Origin of the sequence: Pseudomonas sp. St316 (assembly GCF_018325905.1) — a bacterium.
GTDB lineage: Bacteria > Pseudomonadota > Gammaproteobacteria > Pseudomonadales > Pseudomonadaceae > Aquipseudomonas.
In genome coordinates, this window is record NZ_AP021901.1 from 5,973,069 (window position 1) to 5,988,028 (window position 14,960).

Annotated in this window: 14 protein-coding genes; 7 read left to right on the top strand and 7 right to left on the bottom strand. The window is 61.2% G+C overall.

The window, feature by feature from the left end; all coding sequences use genetic code 11:
* Positions 1-212 precede the first annotated feature (212 nt).
* Positions 213-2,288, bottom strand: a complete 2,076-nt coding sequence (locus KI237_RS26655) for an AsmA family protein (protein ID WP_212797737.1) — start codon at positions 2,286-2,288, stop codon at positions 213-215.
* Between the two features lie 377 nt (positions 2,289-2,665).
* On the opposite strand from KI237_RS26655, the gene KI237_RS26660 reads away from it, so the two are divergent.
* The 7 genes from KI237_RS26660 to KI237_RS26690 all read left to right on the top strand — a co-directional run bounded on the left by KI237_RS26660 (position 2,666) and on the right by KI237_RS26690 (position 8,041).
* Complete coding sequence (locus tag KI237_RS26660; protein WP_212797738.1) at positions 2,666-3,157, top strand: hypothetical protein; 492 nt, start codon at positions 2,666-2,668, stop codon at positions 3,155-3,157.
* Between the two features lie 156 nt (positions 3,158-3,313).
* Positions 3,314-3,946: a TetR family transcriptional regulator gene (locus KI237_RS26665; RefSeq protein WP_212797739.1), complete on the top strand. Its 633-nt coding sequence runs from the start codon at positions 3,314-3,316 to the stop codon at positions 3,944-3,946.
* Positions 3,947-4,138: 192 nt separating this feature from the next.
* On the top strand, positions 4,139-4,639 hold the full coding sequence (ureE, locus tag KI237_RS26670; RefSeq protein WP_212797740.1) for an urease accessory protein UreE: 501 nt from the start codon (positions 4,139-4,141) through the stop codon (positions 4,637-4,639).
* The gene (locus KI237_RS26675) at positions 4,636-5,310 is read left to right on the top strand and encodes an urease accessory protein UreF (RefSeq protein WP_212797741.1); all 675 of its coding nucleotides are present in this window, start codon (positions 4,636-4,638) and stop codon (positions 5,308-5,310) included. The genes ureE and KI237_RS26675 overlap by 4 nt, the downstream gene beginning before the upstream one ends.
* A gap of 9 nt (positions 5,311-5,319) precedes the next feature.
* The gene (gene ureG, locus KI237_RS26680) at positions 5,320-5,934 is read left to right on the top strand and encodes an urease accessory protein UreG (protein ID WP_003197309.1); all 615 of its coding nucleotides are present in this window, start codon (positions 5,320-5,322) and stop codon (positions 5,932-5,934) included.
* Between the two features lie 31 nt (positions 5,935-5,965).
* Positions 5,966-6,538 (top strand): HupE/UreJ family protein, encoded by a 573-nt coding sequence (locus KI237_RS26685; RefSeq protein WP_212797742.1) that lies wholly within the window; start codon positions 5,966-5,968, stop codon positions 6,536-6,538.
* 369 nt (positions 6,539-6,907) lie between these two features.
* Positions 6,908-8,041, top strand: a complete 1,134-nt coding sequence (locus tag KI237_RS26690) for an AGE family epimerase/isomerase (RefSeq protein WP_212797743.1) — start codon at positions 6,908-6,910, stop codon at positions 8,039-8,041.
* A gap of 158 nt (positions 8,042-8,199) precedes the next feature.
* On the opposite strand, the gene KI237_RS26695 is transcribed toward KI237_RS26690, so the two are convergent.
* From KI237_RS26695 to KI237_RS26720, 6 genes are all read right to left on the bottom strand, one after another.
* Positions 8,200-8,964, bottom strand: a complete 765-nt coding sequence (locus tag KI237_RS26695) for an SDR family oxidoreductase (RefSeq protein WP_212797744.1) — start codon at positions 8,962-8,964, stop codon at positions 8,200-8,202.
* Positions 8,965-9,826: 862 nt separating this feature from the next.
* Positions 9,827-10,543, bottom strand: a complete 717-nt coding sequence (locus tag KI237_RS26700) for an ABC transporter ATP-binding protein (protein ID WP_212797745.1) — start codon at positions 10,541-10,543, stop codon at positions 9,827-9,829.
* Entirely contained in the window at positions 10,540-11,412 is an 873-nt protein-coding gene (locus KI237_RS26705) for an ABC transporter ATP-binding protein (protein ID WP_212797746.1), read from the bottom strand. The genes KI237_RS26700 and KI237_RS26705 overlap by 4 nt, the downstream gene beginning before the upstream one ends.
* Positions 11,409-12,689, bottom strand: a complete 1,281-nt coding sequence (gene livM / locus KI237_RS26710) for a high-affinity branched-chain amino acid ABC transporter permease LivM (protein WP_212797747.1) — start codon at positions 12,687-12,689, stop codon at positions 11,409-11,411. Before livM ends, KI237_RS26705 begins: the two co-directional genes overlap by 4 nt.
* A 2-nt stretch (positions 12,690-12,691) precedes the next feature.
* Positions 12,692-13,606 carry an ABC transporter permease subunit gene (locus KI237_RS26715; protein ID WP_053181516.1) on the bottom strand — a complete coding sequence of 305 codons (915 nt, stop codon included), beginning with the start codon at positions 13,604-13,606 and terminating at the stop codon, positions 12,692-12,694.
* A gap of 163 nt (positions 13,607-13,769) precedes the next feature.
* Positions 13,770-14,906 (bottom strand): branched-chain amino acid ABC transporter substrate-binding protein, encoded by a 1,137-nt coding sequence (locus KI237_RS26720; RefSeq protein ID WP_212797748.1) that lies wholly within the window; start codon positions 14,904-14,906, stop codon positions 13,770-13,772.
* Between the last annotated feature and the right edge of the window lie 54 nt (positions 14,907-14,960).

Sequence of the window (14,960 nt, forward strand, 5' to 3'; positions counted from 1 at the left end):
GTAGCTTCACTGCAAGAATTGGCTCCCACATTTCGACCGCACTTTCAGACACAGCGCGGTCCCCTGTGGGAGCGAGCTTGCTCGCGATAGGGCCAGTAGCCTCACCACAAGAATTGGCTCCCACATTTCGGCCGCACTTTCAGACACAGCGCGGTCCCCTGTGGGAGCGAGCCTGCTCGCGATGGGGCCAGTAGCCTCACTGCAAGAATTGGCTACCGGGTGGGCTTGACCGTCACCGGCGCCTTGCCCGCCTTCATCTGCTCCAGCAACGGCGCGCACTGGTTTGGCTCACCGCCGCTGGGCGCTACCAGCGCGAGCAAGCCGGCGGCCGGTGCAGCGATCACACCCAACGCCACCATCCCGGCGCCGCGCAGCATCAGCGGCACTGCCTTGACCCCGGCGGCGGGCTTGGCGAACGGGCCCCGGACGTACAACGGCGAGCGCAGGGAAATCAGGCGCCAGCCCTTGGACTCGGGGGTGACAGTCAGGTCCAACTGTTCATTCGCCATGTTCGCCGTGCCGTCGATGTAGATGATCGCGTTCTCAGTGTCGAACACGAACAGGCGCGTGGTCGCCAGGCCCGTCTTGATGTCGAAGTCAGCCGCCGCACAGTTGATCTTCACTTCTTTGTCACCAAAGATTTTCCCCACCACGTAGTTGCCGACGTTCAGCCCCGCCAGCTCCATCAGCTCACGACTGATGGCGCCATCGTTGATCAGCATTTTCAGTGTGCCGTTGGAAGTGCCCAGCAACGCCGCCACCGAATTGCCGCGCCCGGTGATGTCGGCATCGCCGTTCAGTTCGCCGAAGCTGGTTTTCATCGGTTCAAAACCGGGGAACAGCTGCTTGAGTTTGAAACCGCGCGCCGTCAGCTTCGCCTGGCCCTCAAGGGGCTGGGTATGGCCGTTGAGGCGAATCTGCGCATCGAGGCGGCCACCGGCCACGCCAAAGCGCAGGGGCTCCAGGCTCAATTGCCCATCGTTGAGCACCAGATGGGTGTAAAGGTCGGTGAACGGCAACTGCTCGCTATGGACGATGCGTTTGCCGGTGAACTCCACATCGGCGTCCATCACGCTCCAACGCTCGGTGCGAAACGCTTCCACGGGCAAGACCTTGCCCGTCGGCTGCTTGCTGGCGCCGCCCCGGGCTTTTTGCTCGGTATTGGAGTCGGCACCGATCAGCGGCGCCAGGTCGCTGAACAGCAGTTGATTGGAGACCAGCGCGCCACTGAGTTTTGGCCGGGGCTGGCTGGCGAGATAGGCCAGGTCGCCATGGATATCGCTGTCGCCGATCTTGCCGTTGAACGCCTCATAGCGAAACAGCGCCCCACCCGGCTCATGCAGCTTGGCAATCAAGCGGCCATCGGTGGCATAAGGCGGTGAATCCGGCAGGGTCACGCCGGTCAGCGGGTAGAGATGGGCGAGGCTGTTGCCGGCCAGTTTCAGGCGCAAGTCCAGGGCCCCGAGGTTCAGCGGGTCGGTGAGGGTGCCGGCCAGTTCGATGCGGGTCTCGGCGATCTTCGCCTGGGCCTGGAGCGGAAAGGGTCGGGACGCATCCTGCAATGCCAGCAAGCCGCCGACCTTACCCGAGCCGGTCAGACTTTGTCCGTGATACTGCCCGTTGACCTTGAAGGCGAACGCGTAGTCCTGCGGTGTCGTGCCCTGGTCCAGGGCTTTTTTCGCAGCCTTGTCACCGACGATATCGCTGAACGGGATGGGTTTGCCCAGAGGGTCGATCAACAGGTCGAGGCGGGTCTTGAGCGTTTGGTCGTCAAGGGTGACGTGGCCTTTGTCGAAGCCGATCGCACCGATGTCCACCGCCCAGCTGGACGGCTCGGCGTCCGGGTCTTTCGGGTCGAACTGGAAGGTCCAGTTGGCGCGCCCGTCGGCCAGGCGTTGCAGGTTGGCATCAGGCTCCGTCAGGTCAATGCGCGGAATCGCCACCCGCCGGGCCAGCAGCGCCAAGGGCGAAATACGCAACTCAACACGCTTGAGCGTGACCATTTGCGGGGTTTTCGACCAGTCCGGGTTACCCAGGCTCACATCCTCGGCCACCACATGGGGCCAAGGCAACCAGGCTCGCCAGCCCCCTTCCTCTGGCTCACGCTGCCAGGCCACCGCCAGGTTGCCATTGATGGCAAAGGGGCGGTGCAACTCCTCGGAAACCTTGGCATTGAGCGTGGGCTTGATGCGGTTCCAGTCGAAGAAGGCGATGACCAGGACCAGCACGGCCAGCAGGACAACAAGGCTGGCAAAGCTCCAGGCGAGGATTTTCGAGGTGCGCGTCATGCACAAAACTCCTGATGAACAAATCAGCGTGCGCAACTGCGACGCCTTGGAAACACGAACCAGCAGTCGGCACGTTATGAAGGGTTGGACTGGTAGAACGACCAACAGGTGCCGATGAACGGTACAAAAAAACGCAACAATCCTGACCGATCAGCCAACAAACTGTTACCGCACCCGCACTTTTGCGAGGCGTCGATGGGTACAAAATACCCACCGCAGTGCAAATCCGCACCTCGGAAAGGCCCGTTCTAGAGCCTTCGCCCCGAACAATCAATTCCGTTGATTATTACCATTGCGTTTATGAACTTTTATATCGACTTATCGAGAGTAGCATTGCCCACGTACCCACTTTATCGCCCTCCTGAGGAGCAACGATCATGAAACGCCAATTACTGATGAGCCTTTCCCTTTCACTGCTGGCCTCGACTGCCTTTGCATTGCCAGCTTCCGAACAAGCCACGCCCCAAGTCAAGGACAGCCACTCTGTCTACAGCCAAACGGTTGCCGAGGGCGGTCGCGATCGTCTGGAAGAAAAAGGCCTGGCCGAGGACGGTTATGACCGTACCAAGCAGGGCGACACCGTGGCAGCTGACGGTTCCGACCGCACTCCTGGCCAGACCCTCGCCGCTGACGGTTCCGACCGCACCCCTGGCCAGACCCTCGCCGCTGACGGTTCCGACCGCACCCCTGGCCAGACCCTCGCCGCTGACGGTTCCGACCGCACCCCTGGCCAGACCCTCGCCGCTGACGGTTCCGACCGCACTCCTGGCCAGACCCTCGCCGCTGACGGTTCCGACCGCACTCCTGGCCAGACCCTCGCCGAAGGCGGTGGTGATCGCACGATCGAACGCAACGGCACAGTGAGCTGAGCCCATGGTGGCCTCAAAAAAAGCCCGATTCCTGCAATCGGGCTTTTGACTTTTCAAGCCTTTCGTTTTCCCGCCCGACCCCTCTCTACCGTTCGACGTCGGCAAAGCCGATTTGCTAAAGTGCGTCGCTCCCGTGAATCAGAAGCCAGCCTTGCAATGCTGCCCCGCGCCGAACAGAAACAACAGACCCGAATTGCCCTGATGGACGCAGCCCGCCATTTGATGGAGTGCGGCCGGGGGTTCGGCAGCCTGAGCCTGCGGGAAGTCGCCAAGACGGCAGGCATCGTGCCCACCGGGTTCTACCGGCACTTCGACGACATGGATCAACTGGGCCTGGCACTGGTCTGTGAAGTCGGCCAGACCTTCCGCGAAACCATCCGCCTGGTACGCCACAACGAATTCGTCATGGGCGGCATTATCGATGCCTCGGTGCGGATCTTTCTCGATGTGGTGCAGGCCAACCGATCGCAGTTCCTGTTCCTGGCCCGCGAGCAATACGGCGGCTCCCTGCCGGTGCGCCAGGCCATCGCCCAACTGCGCGAAGACATCAGCTCGGACCTGGCAGCCGACCTGGCCTTGATGCCCAAGTTGCAGCACCTGGACCTGGCCGCCCTGGGTGTGATGGCCGACCTCATCGTCAAGAGCGTATTCGCCACCCTGCCGGACATCATCGACCCACCCGCCCAAGCCCTCCCCGAACACCTCACGCCCCAGGCGAAGATTACCCAGCAACTGCGGTTCATCTTTATTGGCCTCAAGCATTGGCAAGGGCTGGGTAGCACCGAATAACCCTGGTGCCCCCTTGCTCCCACAGGTTGTTTTTGCACCGGCATCAAAATAGTGCGCGACATCTCATCGCGCACCAACATGACACGCAATCCGCCCTATTCTGAAACGCCATCCCAGCTATTTCCTACATCTCTTTCGGTTGGCAAGCCCCTTGCTCTAAACACAGCACTGTTCATTGCTGGAAGCACTCCGATGTTGGTGATTCATCGCAGAATCGACACTCAACCGCGCTGGGACGCCGAGCTGCACCTGACCTTTGACGCCCGCAGCAAAAGCCGCCTGCGCTGTTTCAGTGCCGAGGGTGAAGACGTGGGATTGTTCCTGGAGCGAGGCCAGCCGCCGCTGTACGACGGTGAATGCCTGCAAGCTGAAGACGGGCGCATCGTGCGCGTTTGCGCCCGCGCCGAACAACTGCTGCATGTCACCTGCGCCAACGCGTTCGAGCTGACCCGCGCCGCCTATCACCTGGGCAATCGCCATGTTGCCCTGCAAGTGGGCGATGGCTGGTTGCGCCTGCTGGACGACTACGTGCTCAAGGCGATGCTCGAACAACTGGGCGCCCGCGTCGAACCCATCGAAGCCCCGTTCCAGCCGGAACACGGTGCCTATGGCGGCGGTCACCATCACTCCCGGCACGGCGACGAAGATTTCAACTACGCGCCGCGCCTGCATCAGTTTGGCGTGCGCACATGAACCCGGCCTGGGCGCTGCTGCGTCTGGCCAGCCCGCAGTTGCCGATTGGTGGCTACAGCTATTCCCAGGGGCTGGAGATGGCGGTGGACAACGGCCAGGTGAAGAGTCCCGACGACGCCCGTCGCTGGATCAGCGATCAACTGCTGCTGAACCTGGCGCGTTTCGAAGCGCCCTTGCTGCTGGCTCACTGCAGCGCAGCCGCCGCTGACGATTGGGATGCCCTGCTGCTGCATTGCCAAGCGCACCGCGCCAGCCGGGAAACCCGCGAGCTGTATCAGGAGAGCCGGCAGATGGGCTACTCATTGCAGCAACTGCTCGCCGGTCTGCCAGAACTCGACCTTGCCGCCCGGGACTTTCTCCAACAGCGCAGCGAGCCGCACCTGGCGCTGTGCTGGGCCATGGCAGCGCGCGCCTGGCACATCGCGCCCCAGGACGCCCTCGCCGCCTGGCTGTGGAGCTGGCTGGAAAACCAACTGGCGGTGCTGATGAAAACCCTGCCCCTGGGCCAGCAAGCCGCCCAGCGCCTGACCAGCGAACTGCTGCCGCTGCTGCAACAAGCCCAGCACGAGGCCTCGAACATTGATCCTGACCATTACGGCAGCGCCGCATTTGGCCTGTCCCTGGCGTGCATGGCCCATGAGCGCCAGTACAGCCGTCTGTTCCGTTCCTAGGAGACACTCATGAATACACAACCTCTGCGCGTCGGTATCGGCGGCCCGGTAGGTTCCGGCAAGACCGCCCTGACCCTGGCCCTGTGCCTGGCTCTACGTGAACGCTACAACCTGGCCGTGGTCACCAACGACATCTACACCCGCGAAGACGCCGACTTCCTGGTGCGCAACGAGGCCCTGGCCCCGGAGCGGATCATCGGCGTGGAAACCGGCGGCTGCCCGCACACGGCCATTCGCGAAGATGCGTCGATCAACCTGGAGGCGGTGGACCAGTTGAACCGGCGCTTCCCGGGCCTGGACCTGATCCTGGTGGAATCGGGCGGTGACAACCTGTCGGCGACCTTCAGCCCGGAGCTGTCGGACCTTACCATCTATGTGATCGACGTCTCGGCCGGTGACAAGCTGCCGCGCAAGGGCGGTCCGGGCATCTGCAAATCCGACCTGCTGGTGATCAACAAAATCGACCTGGCACCCCTGGTGGGTGCGTCCCTGGAAATGATGGACAGCGACACCCGACGGATGCGCAACGGCAAGCCCTTCGTCTTCAGCAACCAGAAGACCGGCCAGGGCCTGGACGACATCATCGCCTTCATCGAGCGCCAGGGTCTGCTGACCGCCGCCTGATCTTTCCGACTGACCACAAGGAAGCTTATCCATGACCTTCAAACGCATCCTCGGGGCCCTTGCCCTGCTGCTGACCCCAGCCTTGGCCTTTGCCCATCCCGGCCATGACGACAATGGCTTGATCGCCGGCCTCGGCCACCCCATCGGTGGACTCGACCATTTGCTGGCGATGTTGGCGGTCGGTTTGTGGGCCGCACAACAACAAGGTGCCGCGCGCTGGGCACTGCCATGCACCTTCGTCGGCACAATGCTGCTCGGCGGCCTGCTGGGCTTTGAAGGCCTGGACCTGCCGGCACTGGAAGGCGCGATTGCCGCCTCGGTGCTCGCCCTGGGCCTGGCGGTGGCACTGGCGGTGCGTCCGCCGTTGAGCCTGGCGGTCGGTGCAACCGCACTGTTTGCGCTGTTCCATGGTGTGGCCCATGGCTTGGAACTGCCGGACATGTCGAGCCCGTGGGCCTATGCGGCGGGATTCGTCGCAGCGACAGCGGCGCTGCATGGTGCCGGGTTTGCCCTGGTGCGGGTGTTGCCGCGAGTGGCAGCGCCATTGGTTCGATTGGCCGGGGCAGCTTCGGCGGCGGCAGGGGTTTGGTTGCTGGCGGGCTGACTTTTCAGCGCCTGCCGGGCCGCTATCGCGAGCAAGCTCGCTCCCACAGTTTGATCGCGTATACCGCCCCCTGTGGGAGCAAGCCTGCTTCCACACTTTGATCGGGTAAACCGGCCCCCGTGGGAGCCAGCCTGCTTCCACACTTTGATCGGGTACACCGGCCCCTGTGGGAGCCAGCCTGCTTCCACACTTTGATCGGGTACACCGGCCCCCGTGGGATCCAGCCTGCTTCCACACCTTGATCGCATACACCGGCCCCTGTGGGAGCGAGCTTGCTCGCGATGACGGACTTGCAGGCGCCATCTCTCTGGAGTCGGTCACTCTGCTACCATGTCGCGCAATCGCCCCCAGCCGTGACGACGTCCGCCAATGCCCGATGCTTCCCGCCCCGCTCCCCAGCCCGAATTGACTGCCCTGTTCGCAACGGTGCGTCAGCATTTTCACGATGTGATCGTGCCAATGTGGCAAGGCCCGGGCTGGAATGCCGAACTGGCGTTACCCTATGAATCCCTCGATGCCGAACATATACCGCTACCACCCCAGCGCTACCGCGCCATGGCCTGTGCGCGGCAGTTGTATGTGTTCGCCAGCCTGATCGGCGAAGTGCCCCAGGCCGAGGAACGGGCCGGTGCACTGTTTCGCTCACTGCAGCGTCATTTCCACGACGCCGAGCATGGCGGCTGGTTCTACAGCATCGACCCGCAAGGCGCGCCGCTGGACACTGGCAAAGACCTCTACACCCACGCCTTTATCCTGTTCGCCTGCGCTCATTACTGGGGCAAGGTCCGCGAACCGCTGGTGGAATCGGTGCTCAACGCGAGCCTGGAGGTCATTGCCCAGCGCTTTGCCAGCGCAGACGGTCTCTACGACGCCAGCCTCAAGCGCGATTGGTCGACGACCGGATCCGGCCCGTTGCAAAACCCCTTGATGCACCTGGCCGAAGCGTTCCTCGCCACCCTTTCGGTCCGCGAAGACGCCAACGTGCGCCAAGCGTTGCTGAGCCTGTGCGACGGGATGTCCAAGCATTTCATCGAGCCGCAGCAACGCGTGATGATGGAGAAGCCGCTCAAGGCTGTGGATAACTGGTTCGAACCGGGGCACCAGTTCGAATGGTATTACCTGCTGGCCTCATCGCCCTTGTTGCGCAACGGCAAGTTGCACACAGCCCTGGAGCACAGCTTTGGCCATACCGAACAACGCGGCGTCGCCCAGGACTCCGGCGCTGTGTGTGCGATGCTTGCCTTGGGATCCCAGGCCGCCCCACGCGATGCCACCCAACGTATCTGGGCCCAGGCGGAATACTTGCGGGCACTCACCTTGCGCCCGGACAACCAGGGGCTGTTGCTGCGTCAATTGCAGGCGCTGCAGCAGCATTTCCTGCATGCCAAGGGCTGGAACGAATGCCTGGACGCCGACGGCATCGTCAGCCGCCGGGACATGCCGTCCACCACGCCGTATCACCTGCTGACCTGCTATCGCGGGCTCGCCGATTATCTAGGCTGATCGGCAAATCGCTATCGCGGGCAAGCCTTGCTCCCACAGGAAATTAGACAGCCCTGCTCCCTTGGGACAAATCTGGCCGGTGGGAGACAGCCCTGCTTCCCAGAAATAAATCTGGCCGGTGGGAGCAAGGTTTGCCCGCGATAAACGATAACGCGGTCTTATGCCTTGTTGCGCTCAATGGCAAACCCGGCCCAGGTCTGGCTCACCGGCATCAACTCCAGGCTGTTGATGTTGATGTGCGCTGGCGCATTGAGCACCCAGAAAATCGTATCGGCGATGTCCTGTGGCTGGATCGGCTCGGCACCGGCGTAGGTAGCGTTGTAGCGGTCCTGGTCGCCACCGAAGCGCACCAGGGAAAACTCGCTTTCGCACAGGCCCGGCTCAATATTGCTCACCCGCACGCCCGTACCTTGCAGGTCGCAACGCAGATTCAGGGAGAACTGCTTGACGAACGCCTTGCTCGCGCCATACACGTGGCTGCCCGGATACGGGTAGTTGCCGGCGATGGAGCCCAAGTTGACAATCCCGGCCCCACGGCCGTGGGCGATCAGGCGCGGCAACAGCAAGCGAGTGCTGTAGATCAGCCCTTTCACATTGGTGTCGACCATGGTGTCCCAGTCATCGAGGTCGCACTTGGGCGCCGGGTCAACGCCCAGGGCCAGGCCGGCGTTGTTGATCAGCCCGCGCAATTTGGCGAAAGATGGCGGCAGGTTGGCGATTGCCTCTTCCATGGCCTTGCGGTCACGCACGTCCAATACCAGGCCATGGACTTCGGTCTGCTTCGACAGCTCGACACAGAGGGCATTGAGGCGTTCTTCACGACGACCGGTCAGCACCAGTTTCCAACCGGCCTCGGCAAAACGACGGGCACAGGCTTCACCAAAACCGGACGTCGCGCCGGTAATAAACAGGGTGTCAGACATCGTGTTCTCCTTGTTTGAACTTCAACAGCCATTAAATGGAAATCGGCCCACAGCATGCCCGCCCTGGCACGGTAGGGGCAAGGCTTGCACACGGCTTTTGCCCCACAACTGCTCATAAAACAACCAATCAACGCCAGGCCTTGTCCAACAAGGGCCGCAGCCGGTTGCCCGTACCTTATCCACAGGCACGTCCACAGTAATCGGGGGCAAGTGCAAAACCCACAAGCCGCTGTGCATAAGGCTTTGCGGGATATTTGGAAAATTTTTTCGCTTGACCCTGCAACTGAGGTTGTGCAACGCAAGTTATCTGCTATAAGCCAACGCGACATGGGCGATGGCTCCAAGCCAGTAACGACGGTACTCAGCGCGGTCTTTCCAGAGTTTAATCACAGACTTATCCACAGGCTTGTTCACCGTCTTTCGAGCCCATTGCGGTGTTCATAAAAGTGTTGACAACAGCCACTCCCGCTTGACTAAAAACGCCTGATCAAAAAACAACCACACGCCTGAAAGCCACGTATTCAAAGGCTTGCAGCCAGCTACTCCCACGTTACCCACAGCCAGTTCCACAGCAAACGGGGACAAGTCAAAACCGTGACAAAACAACTATTTGCGGCGACTTTATGTCGCGGTTTCGCAGGGGGTCAGGATTGTTGTCCACAATTCTTGAAAACTGGAAATCCCCCCTGTGCGAGCTTGCTCGCTATGCGGTCTGGCATTCAGCATTGATGCAAGCTGACCCGAAGTCATCGCGAGCAAGCTCGCCCCCACATTGGACTTTCCCACAGGGTGAAGGCGGGTTTGGAAAGAGAGATAAAAAAACCGGCGATCACTCGCCGGTTTTTTCATTGCAACAACCGCCTCAATGCCCGCCCAGGTACGCGTTGCGCACTTCCTCGTTGGCGAGCAACTCCTTGCCTGTGCCGGTCAGGCGAATTTCGCCGTTGACCATCACATAGGCCCGGTCCGACAGCCTGAGGGCGTGGTTGGCGTTCTGCTCCACCAGGAAGATGGTCATCCCGGTGGACGCCAGCTCACGCAGGGTGGCGAAGATCTGCTTCACCACGATTGGCGCCAGCCCCAGGCTCGGCTCATCGAGCAGCAGCAACTTTGGCCGGCTCATCAATGCCCGGGCGATGGCGAGCATCTGCTGCTCGCCGCCGGACATGGTCATGGCCCGCTGGTTGCGGCGCTCCTTGAGCCGTGGAAACAGCTCGAACATGCGCTGCATGTCTTCACTGGCGTACTTGTCACCGATGGGAATGGTGCCCATCAGCAGGTTTTCCTCGACGGTCATGTCCGGGAAAACCCGCCGCCCTTCCGGCGACTGTGCAATGCCGTTAGAGGCAATGTAGTGCGACGACTTGTGGGTAATGTCCACGCCCTGGTAGATGATCTGCCCGCCCGCGGCACGCGGCTGGCCGAAGATCGACATCAGCAGCGTGGACTTGCCGGCCCCGTTGGTGCCGATCAGGCTCACGGTCTCGCCTTCACCAATGTGCATCGAGACTTTTTTCAGGGCCTGGATTGGCCCGTAGAACACGTCCAGCTCCTTGAGTTCGAGGATAGGTCCACTCATACCAGTTCCTCTTCATCGGCACCCAGGTAGGCCGCGATCACCTTCGGATCGTTGCGAATCGCCTCGGGACCGCCCTCGGCGATCACGTTGCCGTGGTCCAGCACCACGATGTGGTCGGAAATGCTCATTACCATGCCCATGTCGTGTTCGATCAGCACCACGGTCAGATCGTGCTCGTCGCGCAGCAGCCGGATCATCGCGCTCAGTGCTTCGGTTTCCTGGGGGTTGAGGCCGGCGGCCGGTTCATCGAGGCAGATGATCTGCGGACGCGTGCACATGGCTCGAGCGATTTCCAGACGCCGCTGCTGACCATAGGAAAGCTCGCCCGCCAAGCGGTTGGCGCAATCCACCAGGTCCACCACTTCCAGCCAATAGAAGGCATGGTCCAAGGCGTCGCTTTCGGCCTTGCGGTAGCCCTTGGTGTTGAGGATACCCGCCACCATGCTGCGGTTGACCCACATGTGCTGGGCCACCAGCAGGTTTTCCAGCACCGACATTTCCTTGAACAGGCGAATGTTCTGGAAGGTACGTGCCAGGCCGGCACGGTTCACCAGATGGGTGCCGCCGAACATCTTGTAGTACAGCCGACTGGCGAAGGACTTCGGCGACACGAAATCAGTCGGGCGAAACGCCTCGCCCAACAGCTTGATGACGTTGGTTTGCTCGCCACGCACGTTGAGCTCGATCTTCCCGCCCGAAGCCTTGTAGAAACCGGTCAGGCAGTTGAACACCGTGGTCTTGCCCGCACCATTGGGGCCGATCAGGGCAAAGATCGAGTTGCGTTTGACTTGCAGGCTGACGTCGCTGAGGGCCCTGATGCCACCGAACTGCATCATCAGGTTTTCAACTTTGAGTACGACTTCGCTCATGGCGCTACCCCCTTGCGCGGCGTCACCCCGGTACGGCTGATACGGATCAGGCCGCGAGGACGCCAGATCATCATCAACACCATCAATACGCCGAACAGCAGCACCCGGTATTCAGAGAAGCTGCGCAGCAGCTCCGGCGCCACGGTGAGCACGAACGCGGCAATCACCACGCCAACCGTCGAACCCATGCCGCCCAACACCACGATGGCCAGGATCAGCGCCGACTCGAAGAAGGTGAACGAAGACGGGTTGACGAAGCCTTGGTAACTGGCAAAGAACACCCCAGCCAAGCCCGCCGTGGAGGCGCCAATGGTGAAGGCCGAGAGCTTGACCAGCACATGGTTCAGGCCCATGGAGCGGCAGGCGATTTCATCCTCGCGCAAGGCTTCCCAGGCACGCCCGACTGGCATGCGGGTCAGGCGATGCTTGATGTAGAGCACCAGCAGCACAACGATGAACAGCACAATGTAGATGAACAGGAATTTCAGGTTCGGGTTGTAATCGATACCGAAGAACTCATGGAACGGCACCCCGCCATCTTTCGCTCTTCGACCAAACTCCAGGCCGAAAAAGGTAGGCGACGGCACGGGCATGCCATTCGGTCCGCCGGTAAACGACAGCCAGTTGTTGAGTATCAGGCGAATGATCTCGCCAAACCCCAGGGTCACGATGGCCAGGTAGTCACCGTGCATTCGCAAGACCGGGAAACCCAATATGCACCCCGCCATCGCCGCCGCGATGGCCGCCAGTGGCAGTACTGTCCAGAACCCCAGCCCCAGGTATTGATAGCCCAGCGCCAGGCCATAGGCGCCGATGGCGTAGAACGCCACGTAACCCAGGTCGAGCAGCCCCGCCAGGCCGACCACGATGTTCAGGCCCAGGCCCAACAGCACATAGATCAAGCCGAGGATGACCACCGTGAGCACGTATTTGTTGGCGAAAAACGGAAACACGATGGCAATCACGATCAACGCCGGGATGATCCAGCGCAGGCGCGACTTGTAGTCCGGTGGCAGCACATGCACGCCGGAGCCGGTGCTTTCGAAACCCTGGAGCACCTTCAACCCCTTGGGCGTTTGCAGGAACAGGCTCAAGGCAAAGCGCCCGATCATCACGATCGCCACCAGCCAGCCAACGCGGGCCGGCTGCAGGTTGAAGCTGTAGCCGTCGAGCACCACACCGACAATCGGCCCGAACACGATCAGCGAGATCAGGCCAGCCAGAATCGCGTCGATGACGCTCTTTTTGATATCAATCGATTTATTGGCAGCAGACATACTTATACCTTCGCCACGAGTGGGCGACCCAACAGGCCTTGGGGACGGAAAATCAGAATCAGCACCAGCAGCGAGAAACTGAACACGTCTTTGTAGTCAGAGTTGATCAGACCGGAGAACAGCGACTCGGAGATGCCGAGGATGATCCCGCCGAGCATTGCCCCAGGCAGGGAGCCAATGCCGCCGAGTACCGCTGCGGTAAATGCCTTGATGCCAATGATGAAACCGGCATAGAAGTCGAACGTGCCGTAGTTCATGGTAATCAGCACACCGGCCAGGGCCGCCATGGCCGCACCGATGATGAACACGTAGGAGATGACCCGATCGGTGTTGATCCCCAGTATCGAGGCCATCTTGCGGTCTTGCTGGGTGGCGCGGCACATGCGTCCGAGCTTGGTGTACTTGATGATGTAGGTCAGCAAGGCCATCCCGGCGAACGCGGCAATCAGAATGAAAATCTTGGTGTAGGTGAGCTGGACGAAACCGCTGCCGATGTCGACGCGCATGGCGCCTTCGAGCAGTGTCGGCACGCCCTGTTGGCGGGCGCCCTGGCTGATCTGCGCGTAGTTCTGCAGGATCAGCGAGATGCCGATGGCACTGATCAGCGGTGCCAGCCGGGTGGAGTTGCGCAGGGGTTTATAGGCGACGCGTTCGATGACCCAGCCATAGACCCCGGTGACCACGACCGTGAACACGAGGGTGCCGAGGATCATAAGCGGAAAGGATTCAATACCGAAGTAAGCCAGCAGAGCCAGACTGATTGCCGCGAGGTAAGCGGAAATCATGTAAACCTCGCCGTGGGCGAAGTTGATCATGCCGATGATGCCGTAGACCATTGTGTAGCCGATGGCGATCAGACCATAGACCGACCCGAGGGTCAGGCCATTGATCAGTTGCTGCAGGAAAATACCATCCATAACGCAATCTCACGCAGTGAGAACCTGCACACCCTGAGGTGTGCGGTTCTTCTAAGGAAAATACAGATCTACGTCGGAGCAATGTCAGCCACGACCGGCGCGCGGCCCTTGGAAACCGGGGCTTGCCCGGTTCCAGAGGAGGCGTGGACGGTCGCTTCGGCCCTTACTTCTGTTTTTCCAGCTGGTGGTATTTGCCTTCCTTGTCCCACTGGTAAACCACGTAGTCGGAGACTTTCAAGTCGCCCTTGGTGTCCCATTCCTTCTTGCCCATTACGGTCTGGACCGAGTTGGCCTTGAGCCACTTGGACGCGTCTTCGCCCTTATTGGACTTGGCGCCATTGAAACCGGCGGCCAGGGCCTGGACCGAAGCGTAGGCGTACAAGGTGTAGCCTTCCGGCTCGGTGCCGTTCTTGCGGAACTCTTCAACCACGGCCTTGCTGTCTGGCAGCAGGCGCGGGTCGGCGCCAAAGGTCATGTACACGCCATCGACGTATTGCGCGCCGCCGGCAGTGGTGACCAGTTCGTCGGTCACGATGCCATCGTCAGACATGAACTTCACGTCCTTGAGGCCTTGCTCGCGCAACTGGCGAACCAGCGGACCGGCTTCCGGGTGCAGGCCACCGAAGTAGACCACGTCGGCACCGGCCGCACGGATCTTGGTCACCACGGCACTGAAGTCTTTTTCGCCACGGGTCAGGCCTTCATACAGCACCGCGTTCACGCCGCGCTTGGCCAACTGTGCCTTGGTGGCATCCGCCAGGCCTTGGCCATAGGTGTCCTTGTCGTGCAGCACGGCCACCTTCTTGCCCTTGAGCACGTCGACGATGTAGTCACCCGCCACGATGCCCTGCTGGTCGTCACGACCGCACATGCGGAACATCGCGCTCAAGCCGCGCTCGGTGACTGCCGGGTTGGTGGAGCCCGGGGTAATGGCGATGATGCCAGCTTCGTCGTAGACCTCCGAGGCCGGGATGGTGTTGGACGAGCAGAAGTGCCCGACCACGCCGATCACCTTGTCCTGGTCAACCAGGCGGTTGGCCACGGCCACGGCCTGCTTGGGTTCGCAGGCGTCGTCACCCGCGACCAGTACGATCTTCTCACCGTTGACGCCACCTGCCTTGTTGATGGCATCGGCTGCCGCCTGGGCACCTTTCATGTACTGCTCGCCAAATGCAGCGTTGGCGCCGGTCATCGGCCCCGCCACACCAAATTTCACATCAGCTTGAGCAAACGCAGAAACACCCAGCGCAGCTGCCACTGCGAGGGCCAGGAAACCTTTCTTGTAAAACGTCTGGGACATGAGGTGGTGCTCCAAGGTTTTTTTTAGTTGGCACTGCGACTTCATTTCACTGAA